This window comes from Saccharothrix hoggarensis (assembly GCF_042678885.1).
In the GTDB taxonomy this organism is placed as follows: domain Bacteria; phylum Actinomycetota; class Actinomycetes; order Mycobacteriales; family Pseudonocardiaceae; genus Actinosynnema; species Actinosynnema hoggarensis.
The window spans coordinates 1-16636 of record NZ_JBHTLK010000158.1; the positions used below are offsets into that span (position 1 = coordinate 1).

General features: G+C 73.4%; 16 protein-coding genes. 9 read left to right on the forward strand and 7 right to left on the reverse strand.

Translation table 11 applies throughout. The features are described 5' to 3' along the window. From ACFQ3T_RS25050 to ACFQ3T_RS25065, 4 genes are all read left to right on the forward strand, one after another. The coding region (locus ACFQ3T_RS25050; RefSeq protein ID WP_380726479.1) for a hypothetical protein at nucleotides 1–472 on the forward strand (472 nt) is incomplete at its 5' end. Between the two features lie 218 nt (nucleotides 473–690). Then, nucleotides 691–2682: an NAD-dependent DNA ligase LigA gene (ligA, locus tag ACFQ3T_RS25055; RefSeq protein WP_380726481.1), complete on the forward strand. Its 1992-nt coding sequence runs from the start codon at nucleotides 691–693 to the stop codon at nucleotides 2680–2682. A gap of 424 nt (nucleotides 2683–3106) precedes the next feature. After that, nucleotides 3107–4252, forward strand: a complete 1146-nt coding sequence (locus tag ACFQ3T_RS25060) for an oxygenase MpaB family protein (protein WP_380726483.1) — start codon at nucleotides 3107–3109, stop codon at nucleotides 4250–4252. 97 nt (nucleotides 4253–4349) lie between these two features. Beyond that, the gene (locus ACFQ3T_RS25065; protein ID WP_380726485.1) at nucleotides 4350–5045 is read left to right on the forward strand and encodes a hypothetical protein; all 696 of its coding nucleotides are present in this window, start codon (nucleotides 4350–4352) and stop codon (nucleotides 5043–5045) included. 86 nt (nucleotides 5046–5131) lie between these two features. Here the strand turns inward: ACFQ3T_RS25065 and ACFQ3T_RS25070 are convergent, their stop codons facing one another. After that, nucleotides 5132–5833, reverse strand: coding sequence for an NAD(P)-dependent oxidoreductase (locus tag ACFQ3T_RS25070; protein ID WP_380726487.1), 702 nt, complete (start codon nucleotides 5831–5833; stop codon nucleotides 5132–5134). Between the two features lie 78 nt (nucleotides 5834–5911). Between ACFQ3T_RS25070 and ACFQ3T_RS25075 the strand changes: the two genes are divergently transcribed. The 3 genes from ACFQ3T_RS25075 to ACFQ3T_RS25085 all read left to right on the forward strand — a co-directional run bounded on the left by ACFQ3T_RS25075 (nucleotide 5912) and on the right by ACFQ3T_RS25085 (nucleotide 8008). After that, the gene (locus ACFQ3T_RS25075; protein ID WP_380726489.1) at nucleotides 5912–6544 is read left to right on the forward strand and encodes a TetR/AcrR family transcriptional regulator; all 633 of its coding nucleotides are present in this window, start codon (nucleotides 5912–5914) and stop codon (nucleotides 6542–6544) included. Between the two features lie 116 nt (nucleotides 6545–6660). After that, nucleotides 6661–6918: a hypothetical protein gene (locus ACFQ3T_RS25080; protein WP_380726491.1), complete on the forward strand. Its 258-nt coding sequence runs from the start codon at nucleotides 6661–6663 to the stop codon at nucleotides 6916–6918. 55 nt (nucleotides 6919–6973) lie between these two features. Continuing rightward, the gene (locus tag ACFQ3T_RS25085; RefSeq protein ID WP_447009763.1) at nucleotides 6974–8008 is read left to right on the forward strand and encodes a methyltransferase; all 1035 of its coding nucleotides are present in this window, start codon (nucleotides 6974–6976) and stop codon (nucleotides 8006–8008) included. On the opposite strand, the gene ACFQ3T_RS25090 is transcribed toward ACFQ3T_RS25085, so the two are convergent. From ACFQ3T_RS25090 to ACFQ3T_RS25105, 4 genes are all read right to left on the reverse strand, one after another. Further along, complete coding sequence (locus ACFQ3T_RS25090; RefSeq protein WP_380726493.1) at nucleotides 7999–8313, reverse strand: hypothetical protein; 315 nt, start codon at nucleotides 8311–8313, stop codon at nucleotides 7999–8001. The two genes, ACFQ3T_RS25085 and ACFQ3T_RS25090, sit on opposite strands and share 10 nt — an antisense overlap. A 32-nt stretch (nucleotides 8314–8345) precedes the next feature. Continuing rightward, nucleotides 8346–10964 (reverse strand): FxSxx-COOH system tetratricopeptide repeat protein, encoded by a 2619-nt coding sequence (gene fxsT, locus ACFQ3T_RS25095; protein WP_380726495.1) that lies wholly within the window; start codon nucleotides 10962–10964, stop codon nucleotides 8346–8348. A 101-nt stretch (nucleotides 10965–11065) separates the two neighbouring features. After that, nucleotides 11066–11215, reverse strand: coding sequence for a hypothetical protein (locus ACFQ3T_RS25100; protein ID WP_380726496.1), 150 nt, complete (start codon nucleotides 11213–11215; stop codon nucleotides 11066–11068). 81 nt (nucleotides 11216–11296) lie between these two features. Further along, entirely contained in the window at nucleotides 11297–11710 is a 414-nt protein-coding gene (locus ACFQ3T_RS25105) for a DUF2000 family protein (protein WP_380726498.1), read from the reverse strand. A 49-nt stretch (nucleotides 11711–11759) separates the two neighbouring features. On the opposite strand from ACFQ3T_RS25105, the gene ACFQ3T_RS25110 reads away from it, so the two are divergent. Continuing rightward, complete coding sequence (locus ACFQ3T_RS25110) at nucleotides 11760–12581, forward strand: AraC family transcriptional regulator (RefSeq protein ID WP_380726500.1); 822 nt, start codon at nucleotides 11760–11762, stop codon at nucleotides 12579–12581. 8 nt (nucleotides 12582–12589) lie between these two features. On the opposite strand, the gene ACFQ3T_RS25115 is transcribed toward ACFQ3T_RS25110, so the two are convergent. Together ACFQ3T_RS25115 and ACFQ3T_RS25120 are read right to left on the reverse strand one after the other, a co-directional pair. After that, nucleotides 12590–13447 carry a hypothetical protein gene (locus ACFQ3T_RS25115; RefSeq protein ID WP_380726502.1) on the reverse strand — a complete coding sequence of 286 codons (858 nt, stop codon included), beginning with the start codon at nucleotides 13445–13447 and terminating at the stop codon, nucleotides 12590–12592. A 145-nt stretch (nucleotides 13448–13592) separates the two neighbouring features. Further along, nucleotides 13593–15077 (reverse strand): cellulose binding domain-containing protein, encoded by a 1485-nt coding sequence (locus ACFQ3T_RS25120; protein ID WP_380726504.1) that lies wholly within the window; start codon nucleotides 15075–15077, stop codon nucleotides 13593–13595. A 557-nt stretch (nucleotides 15078–15634) separates the two neighbouring features. Between ACFQ3T_RS25120 and ACFQ3T_RS25125 the strand changes: the two genes are divergently transcribed. After that, nucleotides 15635–16636: AfsR/SARP family transcriptional regulator (locus ACFQ3T_RS25125; protein ID WP_380726506.1), on the forward strand; the 1002-nt coding region annotated here is incomplete at its 3' end.

The following is a 16636-nucleotide window of genomic DNA, read 5'->3' on the forward strand; positions in this document are numbered from 1 at the left end:
CGCGCCGGCGGCCGCGGCGACGACGGAGGCCCGCCCGGACCGCCGGCGCGGCGAGGTCACGCACTGGAACCGGGAGAAGAACTGCGGCGTCGTCCACGACCCGCAGACCGGCGAGGACTTCTACACGTCCACCCGCCTGATGGTGTACGCGGAGGACGCCGGGAAGATGACGACGGGCCGCGAGGTCGTCTTCGTCGTCACCGGCACGGCGGAGGGCACGCGCAAGCGCCAGGCCGCGGCGCTGCTGCTCGTCGGCGAGCCCGCCGAGGGCCCGCTCGTCAGCCGGCCCGCGGCCAAGCCCCACGGCTGGATCAGGGTCGAGGACACGGCCGGCAACCGGCACCTGGTCTACGTCGCGGCGGCCGACCTGGCGGAGCACCGCGTGGGCACCATGCTCGGCTTCACCGTCTCGGCCAACGACAAGGGCGCGTGCGCCTCCCACGTGGAACGCGCGCAGGACGAGGCCGCCTAGCCCGATCGGCTCGGGGCCCCGGGGAACCTTCCCCGGGGCCCCTTTTCGCGCGTTCGGTCCGGGTTGGACGTCGGCCCTCGGAACTCCGGCGGGTCCGGTCGGCGCCACGGCGGGTCGCCGGTCGGGTCCCGCAGCCGACGCCGGTCGGCGAGCGTCACCGGGTCGACGTGGCCCGACCTGCCCGAGATTGTCGGTGGGCGCGGGTAGCGTTGTCCGCCGTGAACGCTCGGGAACGCATCCAGGAACTCGCCGACCAGGTCGTGTCGCTGCGCGACGCCTACTACCGGGGCTCGCCGCTGGTGGCGGACGCGGAGTACGACGCCATCGAGGACGAGCTGCGGGGGTTGATCGAGGCGCACCCCGAGCTGGCGCCCGACCCCAACCCGCTGGACCAGGTCGGCGCGCCGGCGGTGCTGCACGCGCCGGTCCGGCACTCGCGCCCGATGCTGTCGCTGGAGAAGGCGACGCGGCCGGAGCAGGTCGTCGCGTTCTTCGACCGCTTCCCCGGCCAGCCGGTGGTGGTCATGCCGAAGCTGGACGGGCTGTCGCTGGCGCTGGTCTACGAGGGCGGGCGGCTGGCCCGCGCCGTCACCCGGGGTGACGGCACGACCGGCGACGACGTGACACCGCTGGTCAGAGCGCTGGTCGACGGGGTGCCGGACCGGGTCGACGCGCCGGGCCGGGTGGAGGTGCGCGGCGAGGCCGTGATGCTGCGGTCCACGTTCGCCGCCTACAACACCGCGCACCCGGACAAGCCGCTGATCAACCCGCGCAACGCCGCCGCCGGCACCCTGCGCGCGAAGGACCCGGCCACGGTCGCCGAGCGTCGGCTGCAGTTCTTCGCCTTCGACCTGGACACGTCCGAGGGCGGGGCCGCGGCCGACCTGGAGCACGGGTTGCGGGCGCTCGGGTTCGACGTCGCCGACATGCGGCACCGCGACGACGCGGCCGCGGCGCAGGAGGTGATCTCGGAGATCGAGGCCCGGCGCAACGACCTGGACTACGACCTGGACGGCGCGGTGCTGCGGCTCGCGAACCGGGACGCCTTCGCCGCCGCGGGCACGCGGTCGAACTCGCCGCGCGGCGCGCTGGCGTTCAAGTTCGCGGCCGAGGAGAAGACCACGGTGCTGGTCGACGTCGTCTGGGACGTGGGCAAGACCGGCAAGATCGCCCCGGTGGCGTGGCTGGAGCCGGTGTTCGTGGGCGGCACGACGGTGACGCGCGCGACGCTGGCCAACCAGGAGGTGATCCGCGCGCGTGGCATCAAGATCGGCGACACGGTGCTCGTGCGGCGCGCCGGTGACGTGATCCCGTTCGTGGCGGGCGTGCTGGACGAGTCCAAGCGCACGGGCGCCGAGGTGGAGATCGTGCCGCCGACCGCGTGCCCGTCGTGCGGGCACCCGCTGACCGAGCAGGGCAACAGCCGGGAGTTGTTCTGCACCAACGTCGCCTGCCCCGCGCAGACCGTGCGGCGGCTGATCCACTGGGCGTCGCGGGCGGCGGCGGACATCGACGCGATCGGTCCGGTGTGGATCGAGCGGCTCGCCGAGGCCGGTCTCCTGGAGCACCCGTCGGACTTCTACGCCCTGACCAAGGAGCGGCTGCTGGAGTTCGACCGCATCGGCGAGACGTCGGCCACGCGCATGATCGAGTCCATCGACGCCAGCCGTGCCGTGGGCCTGCGCCGGGCGCTGATCGGTCTGGCGATCCCGATGGCCTCGGAGGGCACCGCCACCCGCCTGTGCCGGGCCGGGTTCGGCACGCTGGAGGAGGTCGCCGACGCCGGTGAGGAGCGCCTGGTCGCCGTCGAGGACATCGGCCCCAAGGTCGCGGCCTCGTTGACCGAGCACCTCGGCCGGCTGCGCCCCGAACTGGAACGGTTGCGGGAGCGCGGCGTCTCGCTCGACGTGCGCGAGGAGGACCTGCCGCCCGTCGTCGCCTCCGACGCCCCGCTGGCCGGCAAGACGGTGGTGATCACCGGTGCGATCAGCGACCCCCGCTCCGGCGAGAAGGTCCCGCGGCCCACGTTCCAGCGGCTGTGCGAGAAGGCGGGCGCGACCACGGCGTCCTCGGTGTCGGCCGGCACCGACTACCTGATCACCGGCGCCGACGTCGGCGCGAGCAAGCTCACCAAGGCCGAGAAGCTCGGCGTCGAGGTCGTCGACCAGGGGGTCATCTGGCAGCAGTTGATCGCGGCGGGCATCGCGTAGGGCCACCCGGCCGGACCGGCGACGAAGGACCGCCCGGCGGCGGAGGACGGCGAGGCGGCCTAGCGGCGGCGGCGCGGTGGAGAACGGCCCGGCAACGATCGGCCCGGCGACGGTCGGTTCGGCGACAGCGGACGGCGCAACGGCGAACGGCCAAGCCCGAAGGCGGACGGGCGTGCCGGCGGCAGCGCGGCGGCGGACGGTCCGGCGGCGGAGGGCAGGCGGCGGAGGACGTCCTCCCTGTAGGCCGTGCACCCGTGCGATCGACCCCTTTCGCGAGGTCCGGTACCCCGGCTGGCCTCCGCCGACTGCGGATAGTGCACAGCGCGTACCCGAACGTGTACACGCTTCACCACATCGTGTCCCTAGTAGCGACGTGCCACGAGGAGTGGACTGGGCGTTCCGGGTAGCGAAGGGGCCACACACCATGATCGACACCGCAACGGTGGACGCACTCAAGTTCCAGGGCGACCCGCTCGCCGACGCCGTGGTCGCCGACCTGGTCGCCGCCGGCCGCGTCGGCGAGGTGAACCGCGTGCTGGAGCACTTCCGCGCCAACGACCAGCCCATCCCGGACGAGCTGCCCGAGGTGGTGCGGGAGTTCCTGGTGGCCACCGACAACCCGCCGGCGTGGGCGGACCTCGACCGGGTGGCGCGCGCCTACGACTTCTTCGTGGACGACGGCGTGCACGTCGCCTCCGTCCTCACCTTCGGGGCGATGGTCAACTGCTACGCCCAGCCCCGCGCGTCACGGGCGCTGACGCTGACCCACGGCCTCAACCAACCGCACCGGCGGCTGTCCGAGACGTCCCAGTTCGTCATGGACATGATGGCCTGCGACGCGTTCCGCTCGGGCGGCTCGTTCGTCCCCACCATCCAGAAGACCCGGCTCATCCACGCCGCCGTCCGCCACTTCCTCACCAAGTCCGGCCGGTGGGACGTCGAAGCCGACGGCGTCCCCATCTGCCAGCAGGACATGGTGGGCGCGCTGCTCATCTTCTCGGTGCAGGTGATCGACGGGATGCGGCGCATCGGCATCTCCGTCACCGAGCAGGAGGCCGCCGACTACTACTACGTCTGGCGCGTCACGGGAGCGATGCTCGGCATCCCCGTCGAGGCCCTGCCCGAATCGCTCGACGGGGCCCGCGAGTTGAGCGCCGCCCTGGTGGAGGCGGCCTACGGCCCGTCACCCGAAGGCGTGGCGCTGACCCGCAACCTGGTGACCCTGTACGAGAAGCTGTTCCCGGGCAAGGTCTTCGACGGCATCGTCGCCGCCATGATCCGCCAGGTGGTCAACCCCGAGGTGGCCGACTGGATGGAGGTGCCGCGCTCGCGCGCCTGGGGCGGCGTCGTGCGCACCGGCGCCCGCCTGATGCGCGTGCTGGAGCGTTCGGAGGACACCAGCGCCCTCGCCACGACCGTGCTCGACAAGGCGGGCGCGCTCCTGCTGGGCGGCAGCGTCCGCACCCTCACCGACGGCCAGTCCACGACCCTCAGCATCCCCGCCGACCTGCGCGAACGGTGGGCGGAGGCCGGCACGCTCCCCCCGGACACGACCGCCGGTCGGCGGTGACGTCGCCGCCGACCCCCGACACGTCCGCCCTCTCCGGGCAGTCGGCCTCTTCCCGCAACCGACCCCCGGACCCGCGTCACGCTGGTTGGATGGCGCGGTGTCGTGGGAACTGGTCGAACGCCTGTCGTGGCTCGCCGGCATCTTCAGCGCGCTGGTCGCCGCCATCGCGGGGTGGATGGCGGCACGGGCCAGCCGGGGGACCGTGCGCGACCTCGCGCTGATCGTCTCGGTGGCCGCGGACAAGCCGGAGCTGCTGGAGAAGGTCGAGGCCGACGCCCGGAAGCGGGCGGAGGCCGTGCGACGGCGGGTGCGCGCGGTGGTCGTGTTCACCGCCACGGCGTTCGTGCTGGTCGCCACGGGTGGTCTGATCGGCCTCCTGGCGGCCCAACTGCCGGATCACGTGCGTCCTGCCGTCGCCGGCGGCGACACTCCCCGCACCGTGTCGGAGTGCGCCCAGGCGGCCGAGGCGACGCTGTGCGCGCCCATGCACGTGTACGAACTGGCCGCCGGCGCGAAGGTGGAGACCAGGTTCGCGGGCGTCCCCAGGCCGACGCCCCAGCAAGGCGTAGGCGGCCTGTCCGTCGAACTGCCCCGCTGCGAGGCGGAGGTGCGGTGGCACGTCACGGTGGCCGGCGCGGTCGTCGCCGAGGCCGTGTCCCGTGACGACCTGGTGCGCGTCGACTTCCCCGTGGCGAGCGACCAGGAGTACACGTTCACCGCGGAACGGCCTGCCGACGGCGGCTGCCCGACCACCGAACTGCGGGTGCGGACCGGCGTCTCGTTCGAGCGATGACCGACCGCGCGCGGGCCGGTAGCGAGCCGGTCGTGAGTCGGTCGTGAGTCGGCCGTGGGTCGGTCGCGAGCCGAGGAGGACGCCGGTCAGCTGCCGATGCGCAACGCCTCTTTGAGGAACACGTTCAGGTAGCGCGGGGTGCCCTCGGTGGTCAGCACCTCGACGCACTCGCGCACGTGCCGGTCCTCCACCGCCTCGCGCAGCAGCACGTCGGCGAGGTCCGCGCGGGACGTGAACATGCCGACCACCCGTTCCGGGGCGACGGCCACCCGGTAATCGCTGACGACGGTGGTGTCGAAGAGGCCGGACGGGCGGACGATCGTCCAGTCGAGGTCGGTCGCGCGGACGACCTCCTCCATGCGTCGCGCGTCCTCGTACAGCGGGCGGCCCATCGACAGCAGGATCGGCGCGATCACCCTGCGGACGAAGAACGTCGCCTCGGGCGGGAGGTCGGTGTGCACGCCGATCGAGGTGACGCACACCAGCCTCCGCAGGCCGTGCCGGCGCATGGCGGCGATGATGTTGCGCGCGCCCTGGGAGAAGATCGTGACGGGTTCCTTCGTGTACGGGACGCCGAGGGTCGAGATCACGCGGTCGTGGCCGGCGACCACGTCGGCGACCGCCGCCGCGTCGAGGGCATCGGCGCCGACCACCCGCAGCCGCGGGGCGTCGAACGGGAACGCGTCGGGCCGGCGGGTCACGGCGGTCACCGCGTGCCCGTCGTCGAGCGCCCTCCGGGTCACCAACCGCCCGGTGGGCCCGTTCGCGCCGAACACCACGAGTTCCATGCACTGGCCTCCTTCGACTTGCTAAGGTTTGGAACAACGAACTAGAAGTTGGAACGCTGTTCTAACTCGGGAGCGTACATGACCGATCTGCCCGGTGTCGTCCGCCTCAAGGACCGACGCGAGGCGTTGACCCTGCGCACGATCCTCACCGCCGCGCGCAGGCTGTTCGGCGAGGACGGGTACGCCCGCACGCCGATCCGCACCATCGCGAAGGAGGCCGGCGTCGCGCCGCAGACGATCTACGCCCACTTCGGGTCCAAGGCGGGCGTCCTGGCCGGGCTGGTCGACCTGATGGACGAGGAGGCTGGACTGCCGGAGCTGATGGCCGAGGCGGCCGGGCTGACCGACCCCGTCGACCTGCTCGGCCTCGTCGCCAGGGCGTCCCGCCAGGTCCGGGAGCGCTGCGGCGACATCGTCGCGATGCTGAGCTCGGGCGCCGCCGTCGACCCCGAGATCGCCCGCAGCCAGGCGGAGGGCGCCCGCCGCAACCGGCTCGGCATCGAGATGGTCGTGGACCGCATCCGCGCCGCCGGTCATCAGGTAGCGCCCCGGGCCGCCGACGTCGCCGTGGCGCTCACGACCACCGGCGTCCACGACAGCCTCGTGGTCGACTCCGGCTGGTCCCACGACGACTACGAGGCCTGGCTCAGGCGAACCCTCGTCGCCGCTGTCCTGGTCACCGAGCCGAACGGCCCGGAAACGTCTGCGTGACAACGTCAGGAGCCCTTGCGCGCTCGGGGACGTGCGGCGGGTCGGCGACCGGGTCGAGCTGTTCACCCGGGAGCTCGCGGACCGGCCGTGGCGCGACGTCCTCGCCACGTGGTCCTGTGGGGACCGAGCCTGACCGCCGCCTGGGCGCGAGCGCCGCCGTGTCCGCGGCCTACTCGCCACCGGCGGCCGCGCCGGAACCGGTCGGGCCGGCCCCGAGCCCCGCGGTGGAAGCCCTTGCGCGGGCGGTGGAGCACGGTGACGAGCACGCCGTCGAGTTCGCGGACACGGCCGTGGACACGTTCGACCGGACGGGTGACCCGGCGGCGTCGTCGGCCGCGATCCGCGCGACCCGGCTGATCGAGCCTGCCGGCTGACCGGGACTGACCACGCGCCCGAATCCCGTTGACATGCCTGACAAGGTGGAATGTCGTGGCACACAAAGAGGACGACACGAACGAACTCCGCCGCCTGGCCGGGCTGGCCACCCCGATGGCGCTGCGCGTCGCCGTGACCCTGGGCCTGCCGGACCGGCTGCGCGACGACCACGCCACCGTCGACGGGCTCGCGGCCGACCTCGGCGTCGCGCCGGTGCCGCTCGGCCTCCTGCTGAACCACCTGGCGACGGTGGGCGTGGTCGAGCGCACCGCGGCCGGCTACCGGACGACCGCGTACGGCGCGAACCTCTGCGCCGACGCCGGCAACGGCCTGGTCGACCTCCTGCACCTCGACACCGCCGGCGGCCGCGGCGAGTTGGCGTTCGTCGAGCTCGCGCACAGCGTCACCACCGGCCAGGCCGCCTACCCGCGCCGTTACGGGCAGGACTTCTGGGCCGACCTGACCGACCACCCGCGCCTGCGCGAGTCGTTCGACCGGCAGATGACGCACCGGTTCCACGAGCAGGTGCCGCAGATCGTCGCCACAGTCGACTGGTCCCGGTTCTCCACGGTCGTGGACGTCGGAGGTGGCGAGGGCAGCCTGCTCGCGGCGATCCTGACCGCCAACCCCGGCATGCGCGGCCACCTGGTCGAACTCGACGCGACGGCCGCCGAGGCCGGCCGCACGTTCCGCGCCCGCGGCCTCGAGCAGCGGACGCGGGTGACGGCGGGGAGCTTCTTCGACCCGCTCCCGGCGGGGGCGGACGCCTACCTGCTGTTCGACATCCTCCACAACTGGGACGACGAGCACGCGCACCGCGTCCTGGCCCGTTGCGCCGAGGCCACCCGTCCGGGCGGGCGGGTCCTCGTCATCGAGGGGGTCGGCGGGCGGCGCGCCGACAGCGAGAGCGACCTGGTCATGCTCGTGATCTTCGGGGGTCGCGAGCGCCGGGTCGAGGAGTTCCGCGCCCTCGCCGCGCCGCACGGCCTGGTCCTCGACGCCGTGACCGACCTGACCGACCGGCGCTGCCTGCTGGAATTCCGGCGCGCGTCAGACCCCGACCACGTCGAGGCGACGTCTCACTCGTAGAGCCGCGCGGCGAAGAGCTGGTGGGCGAGCTTGTTCCACGTGAGCGGATCGACCTCGCTGCGCGGCGTCGGCGCGCCCGGCCGGAGGATGGAGTCGTGCAGCCAAGCGCCCCACTGACCGGGGAAGACCCCGAGGTTGTGGTGCGCCCACTGGCCCTCGAACGGGACTTTGGCGCCCGAGGATTCGTGTCGCGCCGCTGTGACTTCTTCGGCCTTGAAGTCCTCGGCCAGGAGGCCGAGGTAGTCGACGAAGTCTTCCATCGTCTCGACTGCGTCGAAGTCGTCGACGTCGCGCGGGGTGGCCACGAATCTCTGGCGGCTGGGCGGGCGCGCTGAAGCTACCTGCCCGGCTCACGTGCGGTCGGCTCGGCGGCGCGGGCCAGTTCGCGGATGTGGTCGAGGTTCTCCCGCACGGCCGCGGTGTCGGGGTGGTCGGGGCCCAGCACCGCGATGTGCTCGGCGAGGACGCGATCGAGTCGGCTGATCGCGGTGGTGTGGTCGCCGGCCTGGGCGTGGCAGGTGGCGATGTTGTGGTCGATCATCAGGGTCTCGGGGTGACGGGCGCCCAGCACCTCGGTGAACTTCACCAGCAGGAGTTGGAGCTCGGCGAGGGCTGTCTCGTGGTCGCCCGACCGGGCGCGGACGACGGCCAGGTTGTTGCGGGTCATGAGGGTGTCCGTGTGGCCGGGGCCCAACACCTGCCGGCGGTCGGCGACCAGCCGTTCGAACTCGGCGGCCGCACGGGCCAGGTCGCCCGACTCGGCACGGCACGTGGCCAGGTTCGCGCGCGTCGTCAGGGTGTTCGGGTGGTCGGCGCCGAGGGTCCGCGTCTGGTCGGCGAGCAGCTGCTCGAACTCCGCGATCGCGCCGGCGTGGTCACCGGACTCCGCACGCCAGCGGGCCAGGTTGTTGCGCGCGACCAGGGCGTCCAGGTGGTGCGGCCCCACCGTTTCGGCCATCTCGCCGACCAGCCGGTCGAACACGTGGACGGCGTCGTCCCGGTCACCGGACTCGGCTCGGTACGCGGCCAGGTTGTTGCGGGTCAGCCGGGTGTCCGGGTGGTCGGGGCCGAGCACGCGGACGCGGTCGGCGAGCAGCAGCTCCAGCTCCGCGGCCGCGGCGACGTGGTCACCCGCGTCCGCGCGCTTGCAGGCCAGGTTGTGGCGGCAGATCAGCGTGTCGATGTGGTCCGGCCCGAGGACCCGGAGGCGGTCGGCGAGCAGGGCTTCCAGCTCCGCCACGGCGTTCGCCGGGTCGCCGCCCTCCGCCCGCCACATGATGAGGTTGTTGCGGGTGGTCAGGGTGTTCGGGTGGTCGGGACCGAGCACCCGGAGGCAGTACTCCAGCAGCCGCTCGTGCTCGGCGATCGCGGCGGCGTGGTCGCCGGCCTCGGCCAACCAGTGGCCGAGGTGGTTCCGCGTCGCCAGGCTGCCGGTGTGGTCCGGGCCGAGGTGGCGGTGCGCCTGGTCGTGCAGGTCGCGGAAGTGCTCGACGGCCGCGGTCACGAGCCCGGCCTCGCCGTACGACCGCCCGGCGCGGAACAGCAGCCGGTGCACCCGCGTCCGCCACAGCTCCGGGGCGCTGGTGGCGTGCAGGACGGTGGTGCACGAGCGGAGGGCCTGCGTGAGCGCCGTGTCGACGTCGGTGGGCGGCCAGATCGCCAGGAGCCCGTCCGCCGCGGCTTGGGCCACCCGCGCGTGGTCGTCCGGGGTGAGCGCGTCCCGCACCGCGCGTTGCACCAGGGCGTGCACCTGGACCGTCCGCGCCGGCTGGGACGTGTCGAGGGTGATCAGGCTGAGGCGGTGGAGGTTGCCCAGGGTGTCCACGACCGCGTCGGTGTCCACCTCGCGGCCGACGGCGTCGGTCACGTGGCCGAGGCTGGGCGCGCTGGTGAAGAACGCGGTGGGGACGCCCGCGGGGTCGAGGACGCTGGTCAGCGCGAGCAGCGGCCGGGCCACGCCTTCCGGGTCGCGGCGGTCGGCGCGTTCGACGGACAGCGACCACGTCACGGTCACCGTGGCGTGGTGCTCGTCGGGCAGCTCCCCGTTGCGGGGCAGCACCTGCGCCAGGGTCCGGCGGCGGTCGGCCAGCCGTTCCCGGTAGGCCGACACGGTGAGCAGCGGGTTGTCGGTGATGAACGCCGCGGCCTGCGCCAAGGCCAGCGGCAGGTGCCCGAGGTCCGCCGCGAGCGCGTGCAACCCGTCCCGTCCGTCCGGTGTGGCGGCGTGCCCGGGCAGCTTCCCGGCCAGGTAGCGGCCGGCCTCGGTCTCGCTGAACGACCCGACCGGGACGACCGGGCGGTCCAGCCGGGCCAGCAACGCGTCACGCCGCCGTGTGGTGATCACCGTGCGGCCGGCGGGGTTGTTCGGCGGCCAGAGCCCTTCGAGGTCGGCGGTCTCCCGCACGTCGTCGAGGACGATCAGCCAGCGCCGGTCGGTGGACCCCAGCCACGTGCGCAGCTTGCGCGCCGCCTCGTCGGCCGTCCGCGCGCCGATGGCCGGGTCGCTGTCCACCAGCGCCGACGCCGCCGCTTCCGCGTACGCGGCCACGATCGCGGCCCGGGTGACCGCGCTGATCCACAGCGCCAGGTCGACCGACTTGTCACGCCACACGGCCCACGCGCGGGAGGCGGCCAACTGCGACTTGCCGACCCCGCCGAGCCCCGACAGGACGACCCCGCACACGGAGTCGTCCAGCCGCGAGGTCACGACGTCGGCGACCCGCCGCTCGACCTCCCGGTGCTGGTAGTGGTCCGCCACCGGCGGCGGCAACCCCACCCGCACCGGCCAGGGCGCGGTCGGGCCCGACTGGCCACCCGTCACGATGACGTCCCGACCGGCCACCACCACGGTGCTCGAACCGGAGGCGTGCACCGTCTGCGTGACCGTCGGCCGGTCGTCGGACAACGGTTCGGCGGGAACGTCCGGGCCGTCGTCTAAGGGAACCTCTCCGCGCACCGGACGATCCTGCCACGCACGGGTGGCCGGCGGGCGTGCGACTCGGGCCTACACCGAAGCCCTGAGCAGCGGTTTTCCGCTCTTTTGCGGACGACGGGCCCTCACTCGACGGGACGTCCCTGCGCGCCGGGAACCGGGCTGGACGTCGGCTGCGAGCGGTCCGTTCCCGCGGTGGACTTCGCGGTCCAGTCCGGCCCCAGGCGGGTCCGGCGGGGGTTGGCGACGGCCTGTCCGTTGTCTGTCTCGTGCATCGTCCCTCCAGGTCGTACGTGCTCCCCTTGATTGCCGCGTCCGGCGCCGGCGAAACGATGAGGTCCGTCACGATGACCGGTTCAGGGGTGCATGCGTGCCCCCTTGAGCGCCTTGTCCACGGCGTTGCGCGGGCCGTGCACGCCGATGCCCACCAGGTCCAGCGCGTCACGCGGCACGGCGCGCACCGCGGCGCGGTTGTCCTCGTCGTTGCCGGTGGCGAACAGGTCGGAGGTGAACACGGCCAGCGCCAGCCCACGGGCCACCGCCCGGCCGTGCGCGGCGGTCAGCACCTCCTTGCCGCCGGTGAGCACGAGCACGGGTTGGCCGAGCATCGGCAGGTACGTCGTGCCGTCGGCGTCCTCGTACGGCTCGCCGACGGCCTCGGGCACGGCCGCCGTGAGGGCGCCGGCCAGGAAGGCGGTCACGTTCAACGCCTGCCAGGGCGCCAGGTCGTCGCGGAGCAGGACGGCGAACTTCGTCTGGGGTCGTTCCACGCGGACAAGGTCGCCGAACCGCGCCCCGCTCGTCTTGTACGTTCTTGACGTGGGCTCCGACATCTCCGCGTGGCGGCCCGCCGTGCCGGGCATCGTGGAGGTGCTGCACGCGCGCTTCACCGACCACGCCTACCCGGCGCACACGCACGACGCGTGGACGCTGCTGCTGGTCGACGCCGGCACGGTGACCTACGGCCTGGACCACCGCGAGCACGGCGCCCCGCCCGCGTCGGTGACGTTGCTGCCGCCGCACGTCCCGCACGACGGCCGCAACGCGACCGCCGAGGGCTTCCGCAAGCGCGTCCTGTACCTCGACACCTCGGTGCTGGGCGCGGACCTGATCGGCGCGGCGGTCGACCACCCGGCGTTCGCCGACCCGGCGCTCCGGCTGCGCGTGCACCAGCTGCACGGCGCGCTGCACGGCGGCGACGAGTGGGAGGCCGAGTCCCGGCTGGCCCTCATCCGCGACCGGGTGCGCACCCACCTCACCCGCCGCGCCCCGTCGGCGCCGGACGCCGAGCCGGGCTTGGCCCGGGCGCTGCGCGACCTGCTCGACGCCCACGTGACGGACGGCCTGACGCTGGCCGACGCCGCCACCCGCCTGGCCGCCCGCCCCGAACGCCTGGTCCGCGCGTTCACCCGCGAGTTCGGCCTGCCGCCGCACCGCTACCTCACCGGCCGCCGCATCGACCTGGCCCGCCGACTCCTCCTCGACGGCGTCCCACCGTCCCAGGTGGCCCCGGCCGTCGGCTTCTACGACCAGTCCCACCTGACCCGCCACTTCCGCCGCATGCTGGGCACCCCACCGTCCACCTACGCCCGCTCGGGCGTCCCCCGGCGAACCCCGTCAGCCACGGGCCACCGCGGCTGACACCGGCGTCAGCTCTCGGCCAGCTCCTCCAGACCGCGCCGGTCGAGGAGGTCGAGCCGTTGGCCGTCCGGCGAGTCGGTGCGCTTGACCAAGCCCTTGCGCTCCAGGTGGCCCAGGGTCTTGCGGAGCTTCTCGGTCGCCAGCGAGCCCTTGCCCTTGGCCGCGAACTCGCTCTTCTCCTCGACGGCGAGGGTCGGCGCGATCGCCTTCTTCCACGCGGTCAGCAGGGCGGCCCGCGGGATCGACGGCGCGCCGCCTGCGGCGTCCAGGATGATCCCCGCCAGCACCCGCCCGAGGTCGTCCTGGCGCGACGAGTGGCGCTTCACCAGCTCCTCCACCGACGTGCGGCCCTCGCCGTCCGGCGTGCCGGGGACGTCGAGCGCGGCCAGCCGCGCCCACAGCGCCTGGTCGGTCGGCGTCGGCTCGTACCCCTCGACGAGCACGGCGGCGCGGTGGGCGTCGATCGCCGTCCCCAGGGCGAGGACCAGGTCCATCAGCTCGTCGCGGACGTCGTCGCCGCGCAGGCGGCGCGCGGCGGGCGCGATCAGGCGGTGGTGCTCGCGCACCAACGTCTCGAAGTGGGCGGTCTTCGTGGCCCGGTTGGCGTCCTCGGCGGCGTCCCGCTGGTACTCGGCCTGGCTGATCTCCCCGTCGAGCGCCCGCGAACGGGCGGTGGCGCGTTCGGCCGTGCGGTGCGTGCGGGCCACCGCGATCCGGTCGAGCATCGCCCGCAGCACGCGGTCGGTTTGCTCGACGTAGGCGTCGGAGGCCAGGAGCCGCCACGCCTCGGCGTCACGGCTGCGCAGCGCGGCGTTGATGTAGCGGTCGGCGGCCTGGTCGTCGTCGGGCTCGTAGGGAAGCGTCACGTGTCGATCCTCGGTTGTGGGTGTGGACCCCCGCGCGGACACAACAGGGACGACATCAAGGGTGCCTGACCTGGTCGGACGTGCGCCCGCCGGGTGGGGTGCACGCCCGACGCGGAAGGTGGTACGGCGTGGTGGCCCGCGGTGGTCACCAGTCGAGCGGCAGGGTGGCGATGTAGTCGGTGAGCAGCCCGGAGAGGAGCCGGTGGTCGTTCAGCGAGAAGTGCCAGTCGCAGCCGAGCCGGTCCAGCCTCGGGTCGTCGTTGTTCCAGAAGCGGACCCGGTCGTCGCCCCTCGCGTTGCGGTCGCGGACGACCTGCTCGGCGGTCTGCGCGAACAGGTTCGTGGCGCTGACCACGATGACCGCGCCGGCGCCGTACCGCGCGCGGAGCTTGTCGATGAAGCCCTGGTAGGCGGTCTTGTAGGCGGCGACCAGGCTCTCCTGGGTCCACGGCTCGCCGGGGTTGATCGCGGTGGAGAAGTCGTTGGTGCCGAGGCCGACCACGATCAGCTGCGGTCGCCACGTGCCGGGGTTGCGCCACACGTCGCCGGGCACGTGCTGCAACGCACGGTCGTAGTAGGTGCGGAAGTCGGTGCCGGGCTCGCCGCCGTTGTAGTTGCGGACCATGCCGCGCCCGGAGTGGGCGTTGACCTGGTAGTCCGCGTTCAGGCCGCGAGCGGTCAGGGCGCCGAAGCTCAGGTCGGTGTTGGTGTTGCGGTTGACGCCGCCGTTGGCCGAGCAGTCACGCGTGGTGGAGGTGTTGCCGTAGCCGGCGGTCAGGGAGTCACCGATGAACTCGATCTGCCGGCCGCGGGCGGCGGGCTTGGCGAGGATCTCGCCGCCCGGCGCGGCCACGAACCCGCCGAACTCGCCCGCGGCCCACGGGCTCTCGGTGCGCTTGACCAGCCGCACGGTGTGCACGGCGTCGGTCAGACCGCGGACCTGGTGGGTGACGCGGCCGGGGGTGACGAGCGTGGCCACGGTTGCGCCGTCGACCTGGACGTCGTAGTCGTTGTGGGCGTCGTTGAGCACGATCCCGACGCCGGTGCCGCGGAACCGGGCCTCGAAGTGGACGCCCGGCCAGGTGTACTGCGCGGACGTGCCGTCGGCCTTGACGCGTCCCACGGTGTGCGCTTGTGCCAGGACGTCCGACGGCGGGGTGGACGTCGTGGTGGTAGTCGTCGTGGTGGTGGTCGTGGTGGTTGTCGTCGTGGTGCCGTTGCAGCGGGTGCCGTTGAGCGCGAAGTCGGTCGGCACGGGGTTCGACGCGTTGTTCCACGAGCCGTTGAACCCGAACCCGGTGCTCGCCCCGGTGCCCAGCGCGCCGTTCCAGCTCGCGTTGTCGACCGCGACCTGGGCGCCGGACTGCGCGACCTTGCCGCCCCAGAGCTGCGAGACCGCCTGACCGGCCGTGAACGACCACGTCAACCGCCAGCTCGGGACCGGGTCGCCGAGGTTGGTGACGTTCACGTTCGCCGTGAAGCCGCCCGACCACTGGCTGCCGACCTGGTAGGTCACGCGGCACGCCGCCGCGGCTTGGGCGGGGACCGTGGCGAGGGCGACGACGGCGGCCGAGGCGGTGACGACGCCGAGGGCGGCGGCCAACCGGCTCCGGTGACGGGTGACGTGCATCTGCGTCCTTCCGAGGGGGGCGGGGTGGCGGGTGACGGGGCCGTTCCCGTCACGGCTGGTGCAGGTGGGGCTCGGTGTCGACGGGGCGCCGGTGGCGATGTAGCCGAACGTCGTGGACGCGGAGGGTGCGCGTGCGCCGCGCCTGCGCCACCGTGATCACGGACCCGGTGAGCGCCCCGAGTGCCACGAGGGCCGTCAAAGCGCGGAACAGGTGCGACTTTCCGGCCACGGTGTTCCTCTCCGCTGACGAAATGCGCGCTGTCGGGCGATGCGGGTCGTGGTGGGCGCGCGCCCGAGCCACGGGCGCACTTCTGTCCACTTCGGACGCCGGGTGGGTTCCGATTGTTTCGGTGCGCCTGACGTCCGGCGACACCATCACGAAGGTTACGGAAAGATCGAGTCGAATCAATGACCCGTCCGGCGCTGAATCCCAATCAAGACATCGAATTCATTCGACGCTGCGACAGGCAGTGGAGGAACTTCCCCACAAAAGGGCGAACACCGCCGCGGCGGCCGGTGTGAGGGGCGCGGACCGCCGGCCGTGACAGAATCGCCGGGTGCAGATCGGGATGCTGGGACCGTTCGAGGTTCGCACGGACGACGGCGTCCTCGTCGACGTGCCGGGCGCGCGGTTGCGGGGGTTGGTGGTCGCCCTCGCGCTCGAACCGGGTCACGTGGTCCCGAAGGCGGCGCTCGTCGACTGGATCTGGGGCGAGCAGCCGCCCGCCGACGCGGCGAACGCCTTGCAACGCCTGGTGTCCCGGCTGCGGAAGGTGCTGCCGGAGGGGTCCGTCGAGGGGCGGCCGAACGGCTACCGGCTGGCCGTGGAACCGGACGCGGTGGACGCGGTGCGGTTCGAACGGCTCGTCGGCCGGGCGCGCGACCACGACGATCCGCCACGCGTGCTGCGCGACGCCCTCGCGCTGTGGCGCGGCACGGCCATGCAGGACGTCGGCCTCCAGGACAGCGAGGCGTTCGACGCGGCCGTGACCAGGCTCGACGGGCTGCGCCTGACCGCCCTGGAGGACCGGTTCGACGCGGAGATCGACTCGGGGCACGGCGCGGCGCTGGTCACGGAGCTGACCGACGCGGTCGCCGCCCACCCCCTGCGGGAACGGCTCGTCGCCGCGCTGATGCGCGCCCTGATCGCGGCCGGTCGCGGCAACGAGGCGCTGCTCGTCTACCAGCGCACCCGCGAGGCCCTGGCCGACGCGCTGGGCGTCGACCCGTCACCGGAGCTGTCCGCGTTGCACGTCGCGCTGCTGCGGGGCGAGGTGGGACGGCGTGAGGAGAACCGGAAGACCAACCTGCGGGCCGAGCTGACCAGCTTCGTCGGCAAGGACGGCGACGTCGCCGCGCTGCGCGGCATCATCGCCGAACACCGGCTCACCACCGTCATCGGGCCGGGCGGCTCGGGGAAGACCCGGCTCGCCGCGGAAACCGCGCGCACGCTGCTCGGCGACCTGCCGGACGGCGCGTGGCTGGTGGAGCTCGCGGCCATCGGCGCGGACGGTGACGTGGCGCAGGCGACGCTCGCCGCGCTCGGCCTGCGCGACACC